Raw genomic sequence first — 15,932 nt, forward strand, 5'->3', positions numbered from 1 at the left:
CCTTGCTATTCGCTATTGGCTTTTGCTCGTCGCGCATCGATGACCACCTGGACCACCAGGACAATCACCGCCACAGCCATCAGCAACGCTGAGATGGCGTAGGCGCCGTACTCGGCGCCGCGCTGATGGCGATCGGACACCAGCAGGGTCAGGGTCTGCGACGTCCCGGGCAGGTTCGACGACACCATGATCACCGCGCCGTACTCACCCAGTGTGCGCGCGATGGTGAGCACGATCCCGTAGGTCAAGCCCCACCGGATGGACGGCAACGTGATACGCCAGAACGTCTGCCAGGCAGTGGCTCCCAGCGTTGCGGCTGCCTCTTCCTGCTCGGTGCCCAGCTCATGCAGCACCGGCTCGACCTCACGGATGACGAACGGAATCGTGACGAAGATGCTGGCGAGCACAATGCCCGGGAACCCGAAGATGACCTTGAGCCCCAAATCGTTCTCGACGAACCCGAACACACCCGCCGATCCCCACAACAGGATCAGCGCGACACCCACCACGACGGGTGAGACCGCAAACGGGAGGTCGATGATCGCCTGCAGCACGGCCTTGCCGCGGAACTTGTTCCGCGCCAGTACCAACGCCGTAGGGATGCCGAAGATGACGTTCAGCGGCACCACGATAGCGACCACCAGCAGCGAGAGCTGCAGGGCCGACACCGCGGCCGGGGTGGCGATCGACTCGAAGAACGCTCCAACCCCGGGCTCGAAGGTGCGCCACAGGATCAGACCGACCGGAACGATCACCAGGATGCCGATGTACAGCAGCGCCGTGTAACGCGCCACATACTTGACGAGCGGTGACGGCGTCACTGCGCCAGCTCCTCTCGCTTGGCCGCGCGCGACCCTATGGTGCGCAGGACGAACAACACGACAAACGAAATAATCAGCAGCACGATCGAGATCGCCGCGGCGCCGGTGCGATCGTCGTTCTCGATGAGCGTCCTGATCCATTGCGAAGACACTTCCGTCTCGCCAGGCACCGCACCACCGATCAGCACCACCGAACCGTATTCACCAATCGCACGTGAAAAGGCGAGGCCCGCACCCGATAACAGTGACGGAAGCAGCGCGGGAAGGATCACCGCCCGAAAAATCGTCCAGTTATCGGCCCCCAGCGACGCGGCGGCCTCCTCGACGGACTGGTCGAGTTCCAACAAGACAGGCTGCACGGATCGCACCACGAACGGCAGGGTGACGAACAGCAGTGCGATCCCGATACCCCACCTGGTGTGCTGGATGTGGATGCCCACCGGGCTGCCCGGGCCGTACAGCGCGAGCATCACCAGACTTGCCACAATCGTGGGCAACGCGAACGGCAGGTCGATGACGGCGTCGACCAAACGTTTTCCGGGGAAGTCGTCACGGGTCAGCACCCAGGCCACCAGCAGCCCGAAAAACAGGTTGATCACGGCCACCCCGAACGAGACTCCCAGGGTCACCTGGAACGAGCTCACCGCGGCGTTCGAAGTGATCGCGTTCCACAACGCGGTCCACCCGCCACCTGCCGACTGCCAGATGATTGCGGCCAGCGGCAACAGCACGATGATGCTGAGCCAGATCGATGCCGCACCGACTCGCAGCGAGGTACTTCCATACCGGCGCCTCAAAAGCCCCCCCGGCTGCCCGGCACCGACCTCACGGTCGGGCCGGGCAGCCGATTTCGGCTCGGAGGCCGGTTCCGCCGACTGTTCCGTAGACGCTGTCATCCGGTCGCCTTCTTGTAGATCTTGGTGATGCTGCCGTTTTCCTTATCAAACAGTGCCGGGTCAACAGTCTTCCAGCCGCCCAGTTCGGCGATGGTCCACAGCTTCTCGGGCGTCGGGAAGTCCTTGGCGAATTCTGCCGTAACGGCCGGATCGACAGGGCGGAAACCGGCCTCGGCCCAAATCTTCTGAGCTTCCGGGGTGTACAGGTAGTTCTTCAGGGCATTCACCTTGTCGAGGTGGGCACTTTCCTTGACCACCGCGACGGGGTTCTCGATCTTGAATGTCTGCGGCGGATTGACATGCTCGACGTCCTTGCCCTGACGTTCGACATTGATCGCCTCGTTCTCGTAGCTGATCAGCACGTCACCGCTGCCCTGCAGGAACACGTCGGTGGCCTCGCGTCCCGAACCGGGGCGCTGCTTGATGTGCTCGCCGACGAGCTTATTGATGTAGTCGATACCCGCCTGGTCATCGCGGCCGCCGTTGCTCTTGGCCGCGTACGGCGCCAACAGGTTCCACTTTGCCGAGCCCGAGCTCAGCGGGCTGGGGGTGATCACCGTGATCCCAGGCTGGAGCAAGTCATCCCAGTCCTTGATGTTCTTCGGATTGCCCTTGCGCACCACAAGAGAAACCACGGAACCGAACGGCACGCCCTTTGTAGCGTCGGCATTCCAATCTTCGGAAACCTTGCCCGCCTTGACCAAACGGCTCACATCGGGCTCAACCGAGAAGTTGACGATATCGGCCGGCTTGCCGTCGACGACAGCCCGCGACTGGTCGCCGGAGGCGCCGTACGAGGTAGTGACCGCGACACCCTTGCCCTCGGCAGTGTTCGCGAATGCCGGAATGATCTTCTTCCAGCCGGGCTCCGGTACGGCGTAGGCAACGAGGGTCAATGTGGTGTCGGCATTGGAATGAGACTCGCCACCGGCGACATCACTGGATCCCCCACCGCAGGCGGCGAGAACTGTTGCCGCTGTGGCAAGAACTCCGATGTGGCGCCACCGGCGGGCGCCGACCGTCTTCGCGATGTTGATCCTGGAGCCGAGCATGCGATGCCTTTCGTGGGATGACGATTACCTGGGACGGATATCTCAGCGGAAATCTCTGAATCCCGTAACGACAGAAAGGTAGCGAAACAGCCAGTGGGCTTCGAACTAGCCGCTACCGACACCAAACCGCGGACGGGATGGGTCTAGCGACAACAGTGAACGTCTGCAACCGCGCATGTACCGACCGCGATGAGCGCCAAGATGTGGCGCACGCGGTTACCCGGGGCGGCGGAATGCATGAGCGGAAGCGTAGCAGAGCCCTTTGACGCGGTCTTTACGGTCGAATCGGCAGGTAGAAGCACTATTACGTCAACAGACAGTAACTACCGACTCAACAGCCAGGCGACTATCACCAGAATGGCCAGCGCAACCAGCGCCAACGTGACGCGTGACTGCGGCATACCGCTCATGGAAGGTCCACCGGGGCGGCCGCGGCGACCCGATTTTCTATGGAATGGCGGCGCGTCGCCCGATAGAACAGACCGAGCCGATTCACCATGCTGAGCAGCACAAACAAGATCTTGTCACCGGCCACGGCCATCGCGTACGCCAGCACCAGCACAACCGGCATCACGATGATCGTTTGAAGGATGAACCCGCGTCCGCTGAGCCACAGCTCCACGCCATCCCACCAACTCAGGAGGCCGATCACGCTGTCGCTGTTCACGCGAGCCAGTTTAGGCGGACCATTCCGCGGCCTCTCCGGCGCAGGGCAGACTGGATGCCGATGAGCCACTTGCGCGCGAAGTGCCTGTTCCTGGTGCTCGTACTGTCCGCACTGTTCAGCGGGGCCCCCGTCGCGGCGGCCGATTCTGCAGCCGCAGGAGCCGACGTGCAGGTCGCGCTGAGCCTGGGCGAGCGTGAACTCACCGTGGTCGCCCGCCGGGTGACCAGCATTCCCGGCCCACTGCGTGTCGATGTGATCGCTCACCACGGCACCGCGGCCGGCCCGCTCCGGGTACAAACCGTGCCCACCGGCGCCGGTACCGATGACCGTCAACCCGCTCCGGGCGTACCCACCTCTACCGCGATGGTGGTCCTCGGCGAGAAACCCGGCCCGTACGGCGCGACTCTCGATGTCGACCGCACCGGCCCGACCGACCTGACCATCAGCGACGGCGTGCACACCGCCCGGATCCCGCTGGTCCTCGTCGGTCAGGCGATGTCACCACCCGAGCGAGTGGCCTATCTGGGTCTGGCCGCCACCGGTCTGCTCCTGGTGGTCTCACTCGTGGTGGCCACTCGGGTACGTCGTGGTGTGTGGATCGCGGTGCCGGTGACCGCCACGGTGACGGCCCTCGCGGTGGCCATCACCGGCGCGGTGCTGTCCGCATCGGCGCCCCCGCCGCCCGAGCCAGGCCCGCAACGAGACCCGACCGTCGACAACACCGCCAACCCCTACCGGTTGGACCGCCCCGCGGTCACCGACTACTCCCGGCCTTCGGCCATGCTCATCGCCGAACAGCCCGAGTTGGATTCGGGACACGCGACGGACGTCTACTTCTCACTCATCGACACGGCGACCGGGCTGTCCGCAGACGACCTTGTCATCCATGACAGCGCGCTGATCCATCTGCTGGTTGTGGCCCCGGATGGGCGACTATCCCACCTGCATCCGATAAGGGTTGCGCCGGGCCGCTACTCGGTGCCGTTCTCGCCGGCGGTCCCGGGCCGGTACGCGGTATCGGCCGAGTTCGTGCGCCGTGGCGGCGGCGTGCAGACGGTGCGCCTGCCGGGTGGACTCACATCGCATGGCGGGATGCCCGCCGCAGCCGCACCATTCGACGGACCCGGGATGCGCATGATCGATGGGCTGCACGTGCACGTCACCGCAACCGGCCTGCGTGCGGGGCGGCCGACGACACTCTCCGCCACGGTCGGAGCCGACCCGGTCTTGCAGCCGTGGCTGGGCATGCTCGGTCATCTGGTGATCGCCGGACCCATTCCGCGCGACGCCCCCGCGGGCGGTCTCGGCACCGCGGTCCAGGATTCAGCGGTCTGGGCCCATGCTCATTCCATGGGCGGTCACGGTGGAACCAATATGCCCGGCATGACGGGCATGGATCACCGCGCCGGCCATTCGCCCACACCAGATGATGCGGAGTCTTTCCCGCCGCCGGCGGTCGGTGCGCCGCCCCTCAACGGTGACAGTCCACCCGATGAGACGGTGGCCGCCTTCGGCCCCGATGTGCCGTTCACCTTCACGTTCCCCAGGCCGGGCCGGTATCTCGCCTGGATTCAGGCGCAGCGTGACTATCGGGTGCTGACAATCCCGGTACGACTGGACATCTCATGACACGTCAGGTGTGGGCGGGGCTCGCGGCCATACTTGCCGCCGTGGTGGGATTGACATGGATTGCCTGGCCCAGCGCGCCCGAAGCCGTCACCCTCTATTCCGGTACCGAGCACTACGCCGTCACGGTGACCATCGACCATCCCCGCGTCGGGATGACGGCACTGGAAATCGCCATCGCCGACCGTGAAGATGGCAATCTGCCCGAATCCGAGTCGGTATCAGTCGAATTGGTGATGCCGCTGATGGGCCACGCCATGCCACCGCTGCGCGAGGTGGTATCCGGCCGCACCAAGTTCGACCAAGTGATGCTCTCGATGGCCGGGCCCTGGGACATCGTCGTGACCGTCACGCCACCGTCGGGTGATCCCGATGAGCGCACGACAATGCCACTATGGGTGACTGGAGGTTGAGATGAGCCCGGAGACAAGCACCACGAGTGTCGGCGCCCAGCAGACGCCGCGCATCACCCGCGCCACCATCGAGAAGTACGCACCGCTGGGGGCGTACGGAGTGCTGTTGGGCAGCGTGGTGGGGGCGGTGGGGACCACCTGGGACGTGGAATGGCATGACGATGTGGGCCCCGATACGTTCTTCACGCTGCCGCATCTGTTCCTCTACGCGGGCAGTGCCATCGGTGGAATCACCAGCCTCGTCATGGTGTTGCTGATCACGGCCGCCCAACGCGCGGGCGAAGAGGTACCGCGCTGGATAGGTGGTGTGCCTGTCCGCGTGTTCGGCGGCAGATTCACCGCGCCCCTGGGCTTCCTGCTCTCCGGCTGCGGTGCCGCATCGTTTCTCATGTACGGCCTCTTGGATCTGTGGTGGCACACGGTCTACGGGTTCGATGCCGTCCTGGCCTCTCCCCCACACTTCGCATTGTTCGTATCCGGGACCGTCACCGACCTCGGCAGTGTCGTCACCTTCGCGGCGGCACGCCGATTTCGCTGGGGCGTCATCGGTTTGATGGCGCAGGCGTCGCTGGTGGCGGCGATGACGGCCATTCCGTTCACCGCGCTGTTCCTCTTCAAGTTCGACTTCAACCCGATTTCACTGGGCTCGGCGTTCATTGTCCCGCTCGTGCTGCTACTCGTTGCGGGCGTCTTGCGGTCGCCACTGGCACCGCTCGGCGTCGCGGCGATCATGGCCGCCATTCAAGCCATCTTTTGGTGGTTCTCACCTTGGGCCGCACACGAATACGCCGCGGCAGTGGGACTGCCGCTACGCGATGACCTCTGGGGTGGCCCACCCACGATCCCGGGAATGATGCCGATATTTCTCGCAGTCTTCGCCCTGCTCGCCGCGGGGCTGCTGCACCAGGCACGGGACCGCAGATGGCAACGGTGGCCGATGACCGCGATCGGCGCGGTCCTGGGTTCGGTGGCAGGTATGGGGTATCTGCTGCAGGGAGCGATGCTGTATCACCAGGGAACCGAAACCGTGAGCAGCTACATCACCGTCGGCCTGGCGGGGCTGGCGCTGGGCGCCCTCGCCGGATTCCTGGCGCAACGGATCGCGCTGATGCTCAGGGTGCCCGGAAACGACGCCGACACTAGGGAGGCCGTCGCGTGAGGCACAACCGAATCCTGTTGTCGCTCATAGCCGTCATCGGCCTGTCACTCGGGGTCAGCGCCCCTGCCAACGCCTACGCGCCGGTGAACGTGGTGCATACCGAACAGGTGGCGGCGGGCCCGTATCCGCTGACCGTCGGGTTCTCGACATGGCCGCTGCGCGCCATGCAATCACTGGATTTCACCTTCATTCCCGTCGATGGGATCACCGGAAAGTCGGGCACCCTTACCGTCGTATCACCCGACGGTAAGGAGGGCCGCGCCGAACCGCTGGCCCGCCATCCACGCAAGCGCGAGGTCTGGGGTTTAGATATCCGGGCGCTGCAGGAAGAGGGGCATTACCAGTTTATTTTCGACATCACCGGTCCGCGGGGGCCGGGCAAGGGCATTCTCAACCTGGAGGTGCTGCGCCAGCCCGGACCGCCGCTGGCGTTGAGTTGGACTCTTTCGCTGATGCCCGTGTTCGCGTTGGCCGCGGTCCTGATCGTGGCGTGGAGGAGGACTCGTGACCAAACCTGATCTGTCGCACAGCACTACCTGTGCAGTCGCCGGCGGAGGACCCGCCGGCATGATGTTGGCGCTACTGCTCGCACGTGCCGGCGTCAACGTCACCGTGCTGGAGAAGCACCCCGACTTTCTGCGGGACTTTCGCGGAGACACCGTGCATGCCAGCACGCTGAACCTGCTCGATGAGTTGGGGCTCGGCCCGCAGTTCGCGGCCATGCCGCACAACCTGGTTCAGCAGGTAACCGTGGACCTGGGTGAGCAAACATATCGGCTGGGCGACCTCAATCGGCTTCCCGGACCGCACAAGCACATCGCAATGGCACCTCAATGGGACTTTCTGGAGATGCTGGCCAGTGCCGCGGAACTCGAGCCCACCTTCCGGCTGCTGCGCAGCACGGAAGTCACCGGGCTCCTACGATCCGGCGATCGCATCACCGGCGTCGAATACCGCACCGCCGCAGGAGAAGCCGGCCAACTCAAGGCGGACCTCACCGTCGCCTGCGACGGCCGTGGCTCGGCGCTTCGCGCCGCGGCCGGAATGCGGCCGCGACAGTTCGGCGTTCCGATCGATGTCTGGTGGTTCCGCCTGCCCAAGCATCACGATGACCCACAGGGGCCGCGCGCGAGGGTCGGCGCCAACCGCTTCATGGTGATGCTCGATCGCGGTGACTACTTTCAATGCGGGTATCTCATCGGCAAGGGCACCGACTCACAGATGCGCAGCGGTGATGTGCAGGTGCTACGCGACAGGATCGCCGAAATGGTGCCCTGGCTGGCCGGCCGCACCGGTGCCATCACCAGCTGGGATGATGTGAAACTGCTTGATGTGCAGCTCAATAGGCTCCGCACGTGGTACCGGGAGGGGCTGCTGTTCATCGGCGATGCCGCGCATGCCATGTCCCCGGTCGGTGGAGTGGGTATCAACCTCGCCATCGCCGACGCCGTGGCCACCGCACGCATCCTCGCCGAGCCGTTGCGTCGGGGAACACTCACCACCGCCGACCTGCGCAAGGTACAGCTGCGCCGATGGGGACCGACCGCCCTGATCCAGCGCGTGCAACGTGCCGTACACCGCAGGGTGTTCTCCGCGGTGGGCTCGACGACCGACATCACCCCGAGCACCAGGATCGCATCGGTGTTGTCGATCGCCACCAAGTACCCATGGTTGCAGGCGATTCCGGCCTACGGGGTGGCGATCGGACCGCTGCCCGAGCACGCGCCCGACTTCGCGCGCCGTTTACCTACCGGCTGAGCACCTGCTGCATCCCGGGAGCCACCCGGTCACGGATCTTCTGCCACGGCACGGTAACCGGTACAAAATCTCCTGCGACGTGCGGAACAGAGATATAGAAGGTCAGCCCGTTCGGCACGGGTAACCAGTGCAGGAACTGCTCAGACTTCATGTCTCCGGCGGCCTTGATGCGATCGGGCGGCCCCAGCTCCCGAGCCAGCGTGCGCAATTGCTCCCGAGCCGCACTCTGGTCGGCGAAGACGTCACCGAACATGATGGGCTGAGCCGTATCGGTGTTGATGGTGATGGTCGCTACCGTATTGCTGGGATACGGTCCACCGCTGTTCGCGAGGAACACCGCGGCACCCGACAAGACATGTGGACCAATGAAAGAAACCCGACTCGATTCCCGTGCCTGCAGCTGTCCATCGCCTATTGTCGCCGGCTTGGTGTTCTTCGGATCGTCCAGGATCCGCACCACGTCCTTCAGCGCCACGCGCATGCCTTCATTGAATCTGTCCCGAGCGCCGGCGTTATCTCCAGTGACGTGAGGCAGTTTGACGTTGTAGTCGACCTTGCCTTGCTTTCCGCTCTCCGGCTCCAGCGTTGGGGTGAAGCCAAACGCGGGCGTGGCGGTCGGCGGCGCTTGCGCCGGAGTTGCGGAGACAACCGGTTTGGACGGTGTCGCGCTGGTGGACGACGGGGCTTCAGGAGTCTGCGTGGGTTCTTCCGGCGGTTTGAGGCAACCGGCGATAACACCACACATCAACACCAGCATCAACACAAGACGTGACGTCACAAGCACAGCCCCCAACTATTGACTCAATACCGGCAGAATCCCAGGCGCCACCTGATCGCGAATCCTGTCCCACGGCACGGTAATCGGAACAAAATCACCGGCGGCATGCGAGACCGGCACATAGAACCGCAGTCCCGTCGGCGCCGGCACCCACTGCTCAAGTCGCCCGTTGACGGTCTGCTGCCGCACCCGCCCCGTCGGATCGAGACCGGGTAGTACCTGCCTCAGCCGTTCGAGGGCCGCGTACTGGTTGGGGAACAGGTCGTCATACGTGATGGGTTGGGCGGTATCGCTATTGACCACGATTGTCGAGACCGACCGGTTAGGGTGCGCGCCACCGGCGTACCAGAGATACACCTGGATACCCGCGACCACGTGCGGTCCGATCATGGCGACACGGGTGGTCTCCAGTTCAGGCCCGACATCACCGTCACCGATCGACACCTGCTGGCTCGCGCCAGGACCGGGCAACGTGTCGATCAATTCCCGCAGCGCGGCGCGGGTACCTTCGTTGAATCGATCACGAACGGCGGGCATTCCGCCGGAGAGCTGCGGCACCTGGACGTCGTAGGTGATCGTCCCTTGGGCGCCCTTGACCGACTCCAATACGGGCGTATACCCAAATGCCGGGGCGGGATTCACTGCGGTGCTCGCCGCCGTTGTCCCCGAAGAGGATTCCGTCGTGGTAGGCGTCTGCTCAGCGGGGCCCGACGTGCGGCCGCAACCGGATGCGACCACACACATCGCCGCCGCGATGGCAACGGTGCCGCCCCGGGCCCTCATGTGGGTGCGTTCGCGGGCTGGAAGGTTCCGCTGACATCCGCCTCCTCCTCGGCGCGGATGACGTGCACGACGGCGTTGATCAATGCCAAGTGGGTGAACGCCTGCGGGAAGTTGCCCAGATGCCGACCGGTACGCGGGTCGATTTCCTCGGCGTAGAGCTGCAGCGGGCTGGCGAAGGACAGCAATCGCTCGCACAGGTGCCGTGCCCGGCGCACCTCGCCGATCTCCACCAATGCCGAGACCAACCAGAACGAGCAGATGGTGAAGGTGCCTTCTTCACCCGAGAGCCCGTCGTCGGTCTCCTCCACCCGGTAGCGCAGCACCAGACCGTCGTTGGTCAGCTCATCGGCAATCGCCAACACCGTCGCACGAATTCGCGGGTCGTCGGGCGGCAGGAAGCGGTTGAGCACCGCGAGCAACAGTGAAGCATCCAAAGCCGTTGAACCGTAGCGCTGTACCAGCACTCCGCGTTCATCGACGCCATGCTCGAGGATGTCCTCTTTGATCTCGTCGGCGATACCGCGCCACTGCTGGGCGTAGCTCTTCTCTCCGTGCAGCTCGGCGAGTTTGGCACCACGATCCATCGCCACCCAGCACATGATCTTGGAGGAGGTGAAGTGCTGCGGCTCGCCGCGGACCTCCCAGATGCCACGGTCGGGTTCGCGCCAGTGCCGCGCGGCCTCCTCTGCCTGATTCTTCAGAATCGGCCACAGTGTCGCCGGGATCTGTTCACGTGACTTCGCGTGCACGTACACCGAATCGAGCATGGTGCCCCAGATGTCATGCTGGACCTGATCGAACGCGCCGTTGCCTATCCGCACCGGCCTGGCCCCGTCGTACCCGGATAGATGCGGCAACTCCCCCTCCGTCAGCGTGCGTTCCCCACCCACGCCGTACATCACCTGCAACGGATGTCTCTCCCCGTTGTTCGCACCGGATGCGTCGGCGATGAAGGCGAAGAAGTCGTCGGCCTCACGGTCCAGCCCAAGCGTGTACAGCCCCCAGAGCGCGAAGGTCGAGTCCCGCACCCAGGAATAGCGATAGTCCCAGTTACGCACTCCCCCAGGAGTTTCCGGTAATGACGTGGTGGATGCCGCCAGCAGTGCTCCGGTCGGCGAGTACGCCAGGCCCTTGAGGACCAGCGCGCTGCTCTGTAGGTATGACCGCCACGGATGATCGGGGAATTCGCCGATGTTGATCCATTGCCGCCAGGCTTCGGCGGTCTTCCACATCTTATCGGCAGCTTCCGCATACGTCTGCGGGACAGGGTGCTTGGACCAGCTGAGCGCGACGAAGACATTGTCACCCTCGGTGAGGCGGGTGCGCGCCCGGGCCTCGCGGCCCTCCAACCCCAGCCGAAGATTCGTGGTGAGTTTGAGGGTGGGGTTGGCCTCGGGGTTCTTGGCCGCTCGCGCTATCGCCTCGCCGTATCCATCACCGCAGTACTCCCAGGTGAGCCCCTCACGGTGATAGTCGAAGGCGGGCTCACAGTTCATGATCACTTCGACGGTGCCGCTGACACAGCGCACGGTGCGCAGCAGGATGTGTTCGGCGTCCCAGTCGGTCGGCGTGCGCTTGTGCGTCTTCGACCGCGAATCGACGTCATGCCACGGCCCGAGGACCAGCGCATCGCGGACGGTGAGCCATCCGGTCTTGGTCTGCCAGGTGGTTTCCACCATCAGGCTGCCCGGCAGGTAACGGCGCGCGGCCGGAACATTGTGCCCGTACGGCCCGATCCGGAAGTGTCCCGCTCCACGGTCGAGGATGGCTCCGAAGATGCTCGGCGAGTCCGGCCGGGGCACGCACATCCACTCCACCGATCCGTTGGAAGCGATCAGGCAGGTGTTCTCCCAGTCCGAGAGGAATGCGTAGTCGGCGATCGGCGGGAAGGGACCGCGGCGCTGAATGGGCGACTGACTGGAGGACAACAGTCCTTCTAGCGACAGTTCGGGATCAAGAGACGACACCATCGGACCATCGTATGTGCGTCCCGGGGAGGCACCGGATATTTAGCGTCGGCGGCGCAGGTAGATACCGAGACCGCCGAAGAGCAGCAGATTGAACACCAGAAGCGTCACAAGGACACCGGTCGAGCCTCCAGTACGCGGCCCCGCCAGGTAGATGACCAGGTCGAGGCCGATCAACACGCATGCGGCGATGACCATGGTCCAGATGAGAGCGGCCGGCTTCATGTCGTCGCCTCACCCCGTGCCGAGTCCAGCTCGGCAGCCAACACGGACATCAATTCCGCCACCGGCAGGGCCCGCGCGCGGTGATGTTCGGTGCCGGCCCACAGCGACATCACGTCCGGGTCCCCGCTCGCCCGAAGTTCCTTGGTCGCAGAGTTCAGCGCCGGGAAGCTCACCGGGGCAACAGATTCCATATCACGCTGGAATGCGTTGGAGATACTGCGCGCCGGGCGGCCCGAGAACACCCGGGTCACCACCGTCTCGGCCGGTTGTAGCAGAGCGTCCTTGTAGACCTGTTTGGCACCTGACTCGTCGGTCACCACCAGTGCGGTGCCCAGCTGCGCTGCCGCCGCTCCGGCGGAAAGCACCCGGGCGATGTCGGCGCCGTCCATGATGCCGCCCGCGGCGACCAGCGGTAACGCGGTGACTGCCTGCACGTTCGCGATGAGGTTCACCAGCGGCTCCTCGGGAGCACCGGCATCGAAACTGCTGCGGTGGCCGCCGGCCTCTGGGCCCTGGACAACCAGCGCGTCGGCGCCGATCCCCTCGGCGATCGTGGCTTCGACCGCACTGGTGACGGTGATCCACACCTCGGATCCGGCGTCGTGCAGCCGTTGCGCATCCCGCGCGGACGGCACACCAAAGGTGAATGACACCACCGGGACGGGGTTGGCGACCAGATACTCGATCTTGTCGGCATATGCATCGTCATGCCAGACCGGGTCACCGGGAGCGACCTCGAGTTTGTCGGCCCAGACCTTCAGCTTGTCGAGATACTCCCGCAAGTCGGCACCATGGTCCGGCGTGGGGACGAAAACGTTGAAGCCGAAGGGCAGATCGCCCATCGCCTCGCGGTCCTGATCCAACTGCGCGATGGTGCGGTATCCGGCAGGCATCAGACCGAAACCGCCTGCCGCACTCACTCCGCGCGCCAACGCCGGCACCGTGATACCGCCGGCCATCGGAGCACCGACAATGGGAAGGCGAAGCCCGGCAAGCACGGTACTCATGTACCTCAGCGTATCGACGCGATGATTTTTCCGGCCGGGCCGGGTCGGTATGGATATGACAAGCTCACCCGCCTACCCCACCGCCGTCACCCGCGAGGAATGGCTGACGGCCCGCAAGCAGCTGCTGGCCCACGAGCGCGCGGCCACGCATCTGCGCGATGCCGTCAACGCCGAACGTCGACGACTGCCCATGGTGCAGGTCGAAAAGGATTACGTATTCGAGGGCCCCGACGGACAGGTACGGCTCCTGGACATGTTCGAGGGACGACACACGCTGTATATCCACCACTTCATGTGGCTCGACGAGATCGACCGCGGCTGCCCCAGCTGCACCGGGGCCGCCGACATGACGTTCACCGAACGGGACCGTGCATTGTTGACCGACAAGGGCGTCACCTTCGCCTGCGTATCCCGTGCGCCGTACGCAAGCATCGCCCGCTACCGCGACGAACACGGGTGGACGTTCCCGTGGTACTCCACCAACGACGGCGATTTCAGCTACGACTTCCACGTCACGCTCGACCCGTCACGCGCGCCGGTCGAGTACAACTACAAGTCGCGTGATGAGTTGTGCGCCGATGGATTCAGCGACGAGGACCTGCGTGGGGACTGGCCGGGCGCCAGCGTTTTCCTGCGCCGCGGAAACGAGGTCTTTCATACCTATTCGGCCTTCGCGCGGGGGCTGGACCATTCCGCGGTCGGGTATCCGTTCCTGGACCTGACGCCGTATGGACGTCAGGAGCCCTGGGAAGACTCGCCCGCCGGCTGGCCGCAGGGCGGGGCGATCGTCGGGATGCCGAGTCAGTGTTGCCAGGAAGACTGAGGTGGGCCGCCGCTAGGACTTCTTGGGCTTGTCCGCCGCGGACTCGGAGGAGAGCGCCGCCACGAAGGCTTCCTGCGGCACCTCGACCCGTCCGATGGTCTTCATGCGCTTTTTGCCCTCCTTCTGCTTCTCCAGCAGCTTGCGCTTGCGGGTGATGTCGCCGCCGTAGCACTTGGAGAGCACATCCTTACGGATGGCCCGAATGTTCTCGCGCGCAATGATTCTGGAGCCGACAGCAGCCTGCACCGGCACTTCGAACTGCTGGCGCGGGATCAGCTCCTTGAGCTTGACGGTCATCTTGTTGCCGTAGGCGCTGGCTCCATCCTTGTGGACGATGGCCGAAAACGCGTCGACCGCCTCGCCCTGGAGCAGGATGTCGACCTTCACCAGGTCGGCCTCCTGCTCACCGGCCTCTTCGTAGTCCAGGCTGGCATAGCCGCGGGTGCGCGACTTCAGCGAGTCGAAAAAGTCAAAGATGATCTCGCCCAACGGCATTGTGTAACGCAGCTCGACGCGCTCCGGCGAGAGGTAGTCCATGCCGCCGAGTTCGCCGCGCCGCGACTGGCACAGCTCCATGATCGAACCGATGAACTCGCTCGGCGCGATGACGGTGGTCTTGACCACCGGCTCGTAGACGGCACGGATCTTGCCCTCGGGCCAGATGGACGGGTTGGTCACCATCATCCCTGGATCGCCGGGGGCCATTCCTTCAGTAATCACCCGGTACACCACGTTCGGTGCTGTCGAGATGAGGTCGAGGTTGAACTCCCGTTCCAGCCGCTCACGGGTGATCTCCATGTGCAGCAATCCCAGGAAGCCACAACGGAATCCGAAGCCCAGGGCCACCGATGTCTCCGGCTCGTAGGTGAGCGCTGCGTCGTTGAGCTGCAGCTTGTCCAGCGCCTCACGCAGATTCGGATAGTCGGATCCGTCCACTGGGTACAGCCCGGAGTACACCATCGGCCTGGGTTCGCGATAGCCGGTGAGCGGCTCGGTCGCACCCTTGCGCGCGGAGGTGATGGTGTCACCGACCTTCGACTGGCGCACGTCTTTCACGCCGGTGATCAGGTAGCCCACCTCACCGACCCCAAGCCCCACAGAGGGTTTGGGATCCGGCGAGACGATGCCCACCTCTAGCAGTTCGTGGGTGGTGCCCGTCGACATCATGGCGATCTTCTCGCGCGGCGTGATCTTGCCGTCGACAACGCGGACGTAGGTGACAACGCCGCGGTAGATGTCGTACACCGAGTCGAAGATCATCGCGCGCGCCGGAGCATCCGGATCACCTTGCGGCGCCGGAATCAACCGCACTACCTCGTTGAGCAGTGCCTCGACGCCCTCGCCGGTCTTCCCGGACACCCGCAGCACATCGGAGGGTTCGCAGCCGATGATGTGCGCGATCTCTTGCGCGTAGCGGTCGGGGTCGGCGGCGGGCAAATCGATCTTGTTGAGGACCGGGATGATCGTCAGGTCTTTGTCGAGCGCCAGGTACAGGTTGGCCAACGTCTGCGCTTCGATGCCCTGTGCCGCATCGACCAGCAGTACGGCACCCTCACACGCCTCCAGGGCGCGCGACACCTCATAGGTGAAGTCGACGTGCCCGGGGGTGTCGATGAGATGTAGGACGTACTCGGCGGAATCGGGCGCGGTGCTGATTTTCCAGGGCAGCCGCACGTTCTGCGCCTTGATGGTGATGCCGCGCTCACGCTCGATGTCCATGCGATCCAGGTACTGGGCACGCATGGATCGCGCGTCGACCACCCCGGTCAGCTGCAGCATCCGGTCGGCCAGGGTCGACTTCCCGTGGTCGATATGGGCGATGATGCAGAAGTTACGGATGCGCGCCGGGTCCGTGAACGTCGTGTCGGCAAAACTTGGCACGGCACCATGCTCCCATGCCGCGCACCATGCTCCCGACACACGCTGGGAGCACGCCCCCGCACGCGGGAGGTACCCC

Annotated in this window: 17 protein-coding genes; 6 read left to right on the forward strand and 11 right to left on the reverse strand. The window is 64.7% G+C overall.

What is annotated here, in order from left to right; translation table 11 throughout:
* Positions 1–5 precede the first annotated feature (5 nt).
* The 5 genes from cysW to AC5Y5C_RS23330 all read right to left on the reverse strand — a co-directional run bounded on the left by cysW (position 6) and on the right by AC5Y5C_RS23330 (position 3,436).
* Positions 6–821, reverse strand: coding sequence for a sulfate ABC transporter permease subunit CysW (gene cysW / locus AC5Y5C_RS23310; RefSeq protein WP_499976899.1), 816 nt, complete (start codon positions 819–821; stop codon positions 6–8).
* On the reverse strand, positions 818–1,717 hold the full coding sequence (gene cysT, locus AC5Y5C_RS23315) for a sulfate ABC transporter permease subunit CysT (RefSeq protein WP_499976900.1): 900 nt from the start codon (positions 1,715–1,717) through the stop codon (positions 818–820). The genes cysW and cysT overlap by 4 nt, the downstream gene beginning before the upstream one ends.
* The gene (locus AC5Y5C_RS23320; protein ID WP_499976902.1) at positions 1,714–2,769 is read right to left on the reverse strand and encodes a sulfate ABC transporter substrate-binding protein; all 1,056 of its coding nucleotides are present in this window, start codon (positions 2,767–2,769) and stop codon (positions 1,714–1,716) included. The genes cysT and AC5Y5C_RS23320 overlap by 4 nt, the downstream gene beginning before the upstream one ends.
* 143 nt (positions 2,770–2,912) lie before the next feature.
* Positions 2,913–3,008, reverse strand: a complete 96-nt coding sequence (locus AC5Y5C_RS23325; protein ID WP_407661639.1) for an Ms4533A family Cys-rich leader peptide — start codon at positions 3,006–3,008, stop codon at positions 2,913–2,915.
* A gap of 167 nt (positions 3,009–3,175) precedes the next feature.
* Entirely contained in the window at positions 3,176–3,436 is a 261-nt protein-coding gene (locus AC5Y5C_RS23330) for a hypothetical protein (protein WP_499976903.1), read from the reverse strand.
* Between the two features lie 60 nt (positions 3,437–3,496).
* Between AC5Y5C_RS23330 and AC5Y5C_RS23335 the strand changes: the two genes are divergently transcribed.
* From AC5Y5C_RS23335 to AC5Y5C_RS23355, 5 genes are read left to right on the forward strand one after another with little or no spacing between them, the layout of a single operon-like run.
* Positions 3,497–5,065 carry a hypothetical protein gene (locus AC5Y5C_RS23335; protein ID WP_499976904.1) on the forward strand — a complete coding sequence of 523 codons (1,569 nt, stop codon included), beginning with the start codon at positions 3,497–3,499 and terminating at the stop codon, positions 5,063–5,065.
* Positions 5,062–5,475, forward strand: coding sequence for a hypothetical protein (locus tag AC5Y5C_RS23340; RefSeq protein ID WP_499976905.1), 414 nt, complete (start codon positions 5,062–5,064; stop codon positions 5,473–5,475). The genes AC5Y5C_RS23335 and AC5Y5C_RS23340 overlap by 4 nt, the downstream gene beginning before the upstream one ends.
* A 1-nt stretch (position 5,476) precedes the next feature.
* Positions 5,477–6,634 (forward strand): hypothetical protein, encoded by a 1,158-nt coding sequence (locus AC5Y5C_RS23345; protein WP_499976907.1) that lies wholly within the window; start codon positions 5,477–5,479, stop codon positions 6,632–6,634.
* Entirely contained in the window at positions 6,631–7,152 is a 522-nt protein-coding gene (locus AC5Y5C_RS23350) for a hypothetical protein (RefSeq protein WP_499976909.1), read from the forward strand. The genes AC5Y5C_RS23345 and AC5Y5C_RS23350 overlap by 4 nt, the downstream gene beginning before the upstream one ends.
* Positions 7,139–8,392, forward strand: a complete 1,254-nt coding sequence (locus AC5Y5C_RS23355; RefSeq protein WP_499976910.1) for an FAD-dependent oxidoreductase — start codon at positions 7,139–7,141, stop codon at positions 8,390–8,392. Before AC5Y5C_RS23350 ends, AC5Y5C_RS23355 begins: the two co-directional genes overlap by 14 nt.
* Here the strand turns inward: AC5Y5C_RS23355 and AC5Y5C_RS23360 are convergent.
* Genes AC5Y5C_RS23360 through AC5Y5C_RS23380 form a run of 5 tightly spaced genes read right to left on the reverse strand, consistent with a single transcriptional unit; the run spans position 8,382 to position 13,152 of the window.
* Positions 8,382–9,149: a hypothetical protein gene (locus tag AC5Y5C_RS23360; protein WP_499977038.1), complete on the reverse strand. Its 768-nt coding sequence runs from the start codon at positions 9,147–9,149 to the stop codon at positions 8,382–8,384. The two genes, AC5Y5C_RS23355 and AC5Y5C_RS23360, sit on opposite strands and share 11 nt — an antisense overlap.
* 36 nt (positions 9,150–9,185) lie before the next feature.
* On the reverse strand, positions 9,186–9,953 hold the full coding sequence (locus AC5Y5C_RS23365; protein WP_499976911.1) for a hypothetical protein: 768 nt from the start codon (positions 9,951–9,953) through the stop codon (positions 9,186–9,188).
* A complete protein-coding gene (locus AC5Y5C_RS23370) occupies positions 9,950–11,923 on the reverse strand; it encodes a glycoside hydrolase family 15 protein (protein WP_499976912.1) in 1,974 nt (657 codons plus the stop codon). The genes AC5Y5C_RS23365 and AC5Y5C_RS23370 overlap by 4 nt, the downstream gene beginning before the upstream one ends.
* 39 nt (positions 11,924–11,962) lie before the next feature.
* The gene (locus AC5Y5C_RS23375; protein ID WP_499976914.1) at positions 11,963–12,145 is read right to left on the reverse strand and encodes an LPXTG cell wall anchor domain-containing protein; all 183 of its coding nucleotides are present in this window, start codon (positions 12,143–12,145) and stop codon (positions 11,963–11,965) included.
* Positions 12,142–13,152, reverse strand: a complete 1,011-nt coding sequence (locus tag AC5Y5C_RS23380) for an NAD(P)H-dependent flavin oxidoreductase (RefSeq protein ID WP_499976915.1) — start codon at positions 13,150–13,152, stop codon at positions 12,142–12,144. Before AC5Y5C_RS23380 ends, AC5Y5C_RS23375 begins: the two co-directional genes overlap by 4 nt.
* Before the next feature lie 55 nt (positions 13,153–13,207).
* Here AC5Y5C_RS23380 and AC5Y5C_RS23385 point away from each other — a divergent pair, with 55 nt between their 5' ends.
* On the forward strand, positions 13,208–13,975 hold the full coding sequence (locus AC5Y5C_RS23385) for a DUF899 domain-containing protein (RefSeq protein ID WP_499976916.1): 768 nt from the start codon (positions 13,208–13,210) through the stop codon (positions 13,973–13,975).
* Positions 13,976–13,987: 12 nt separating this feature from the next.
* Here AC5Y5C_RS23385 and lepA read toward each other — a convergent pair whose 3' ends face one another.
* Entirely contained in the window at positions 13,988–15,856 is a 1,869-nt protein-coding gene (lepA, locus tag AC5Y5C_RS23390; protein ID WP_499976917.1) for a translation elongation factor 4, read from the reverse strand.
* Positions 15,857–15,932 lie beyond the last annotated feature (76 nt).

This window comes from Mycobacterium sp. NGS15, assembly GCF_059813245.1.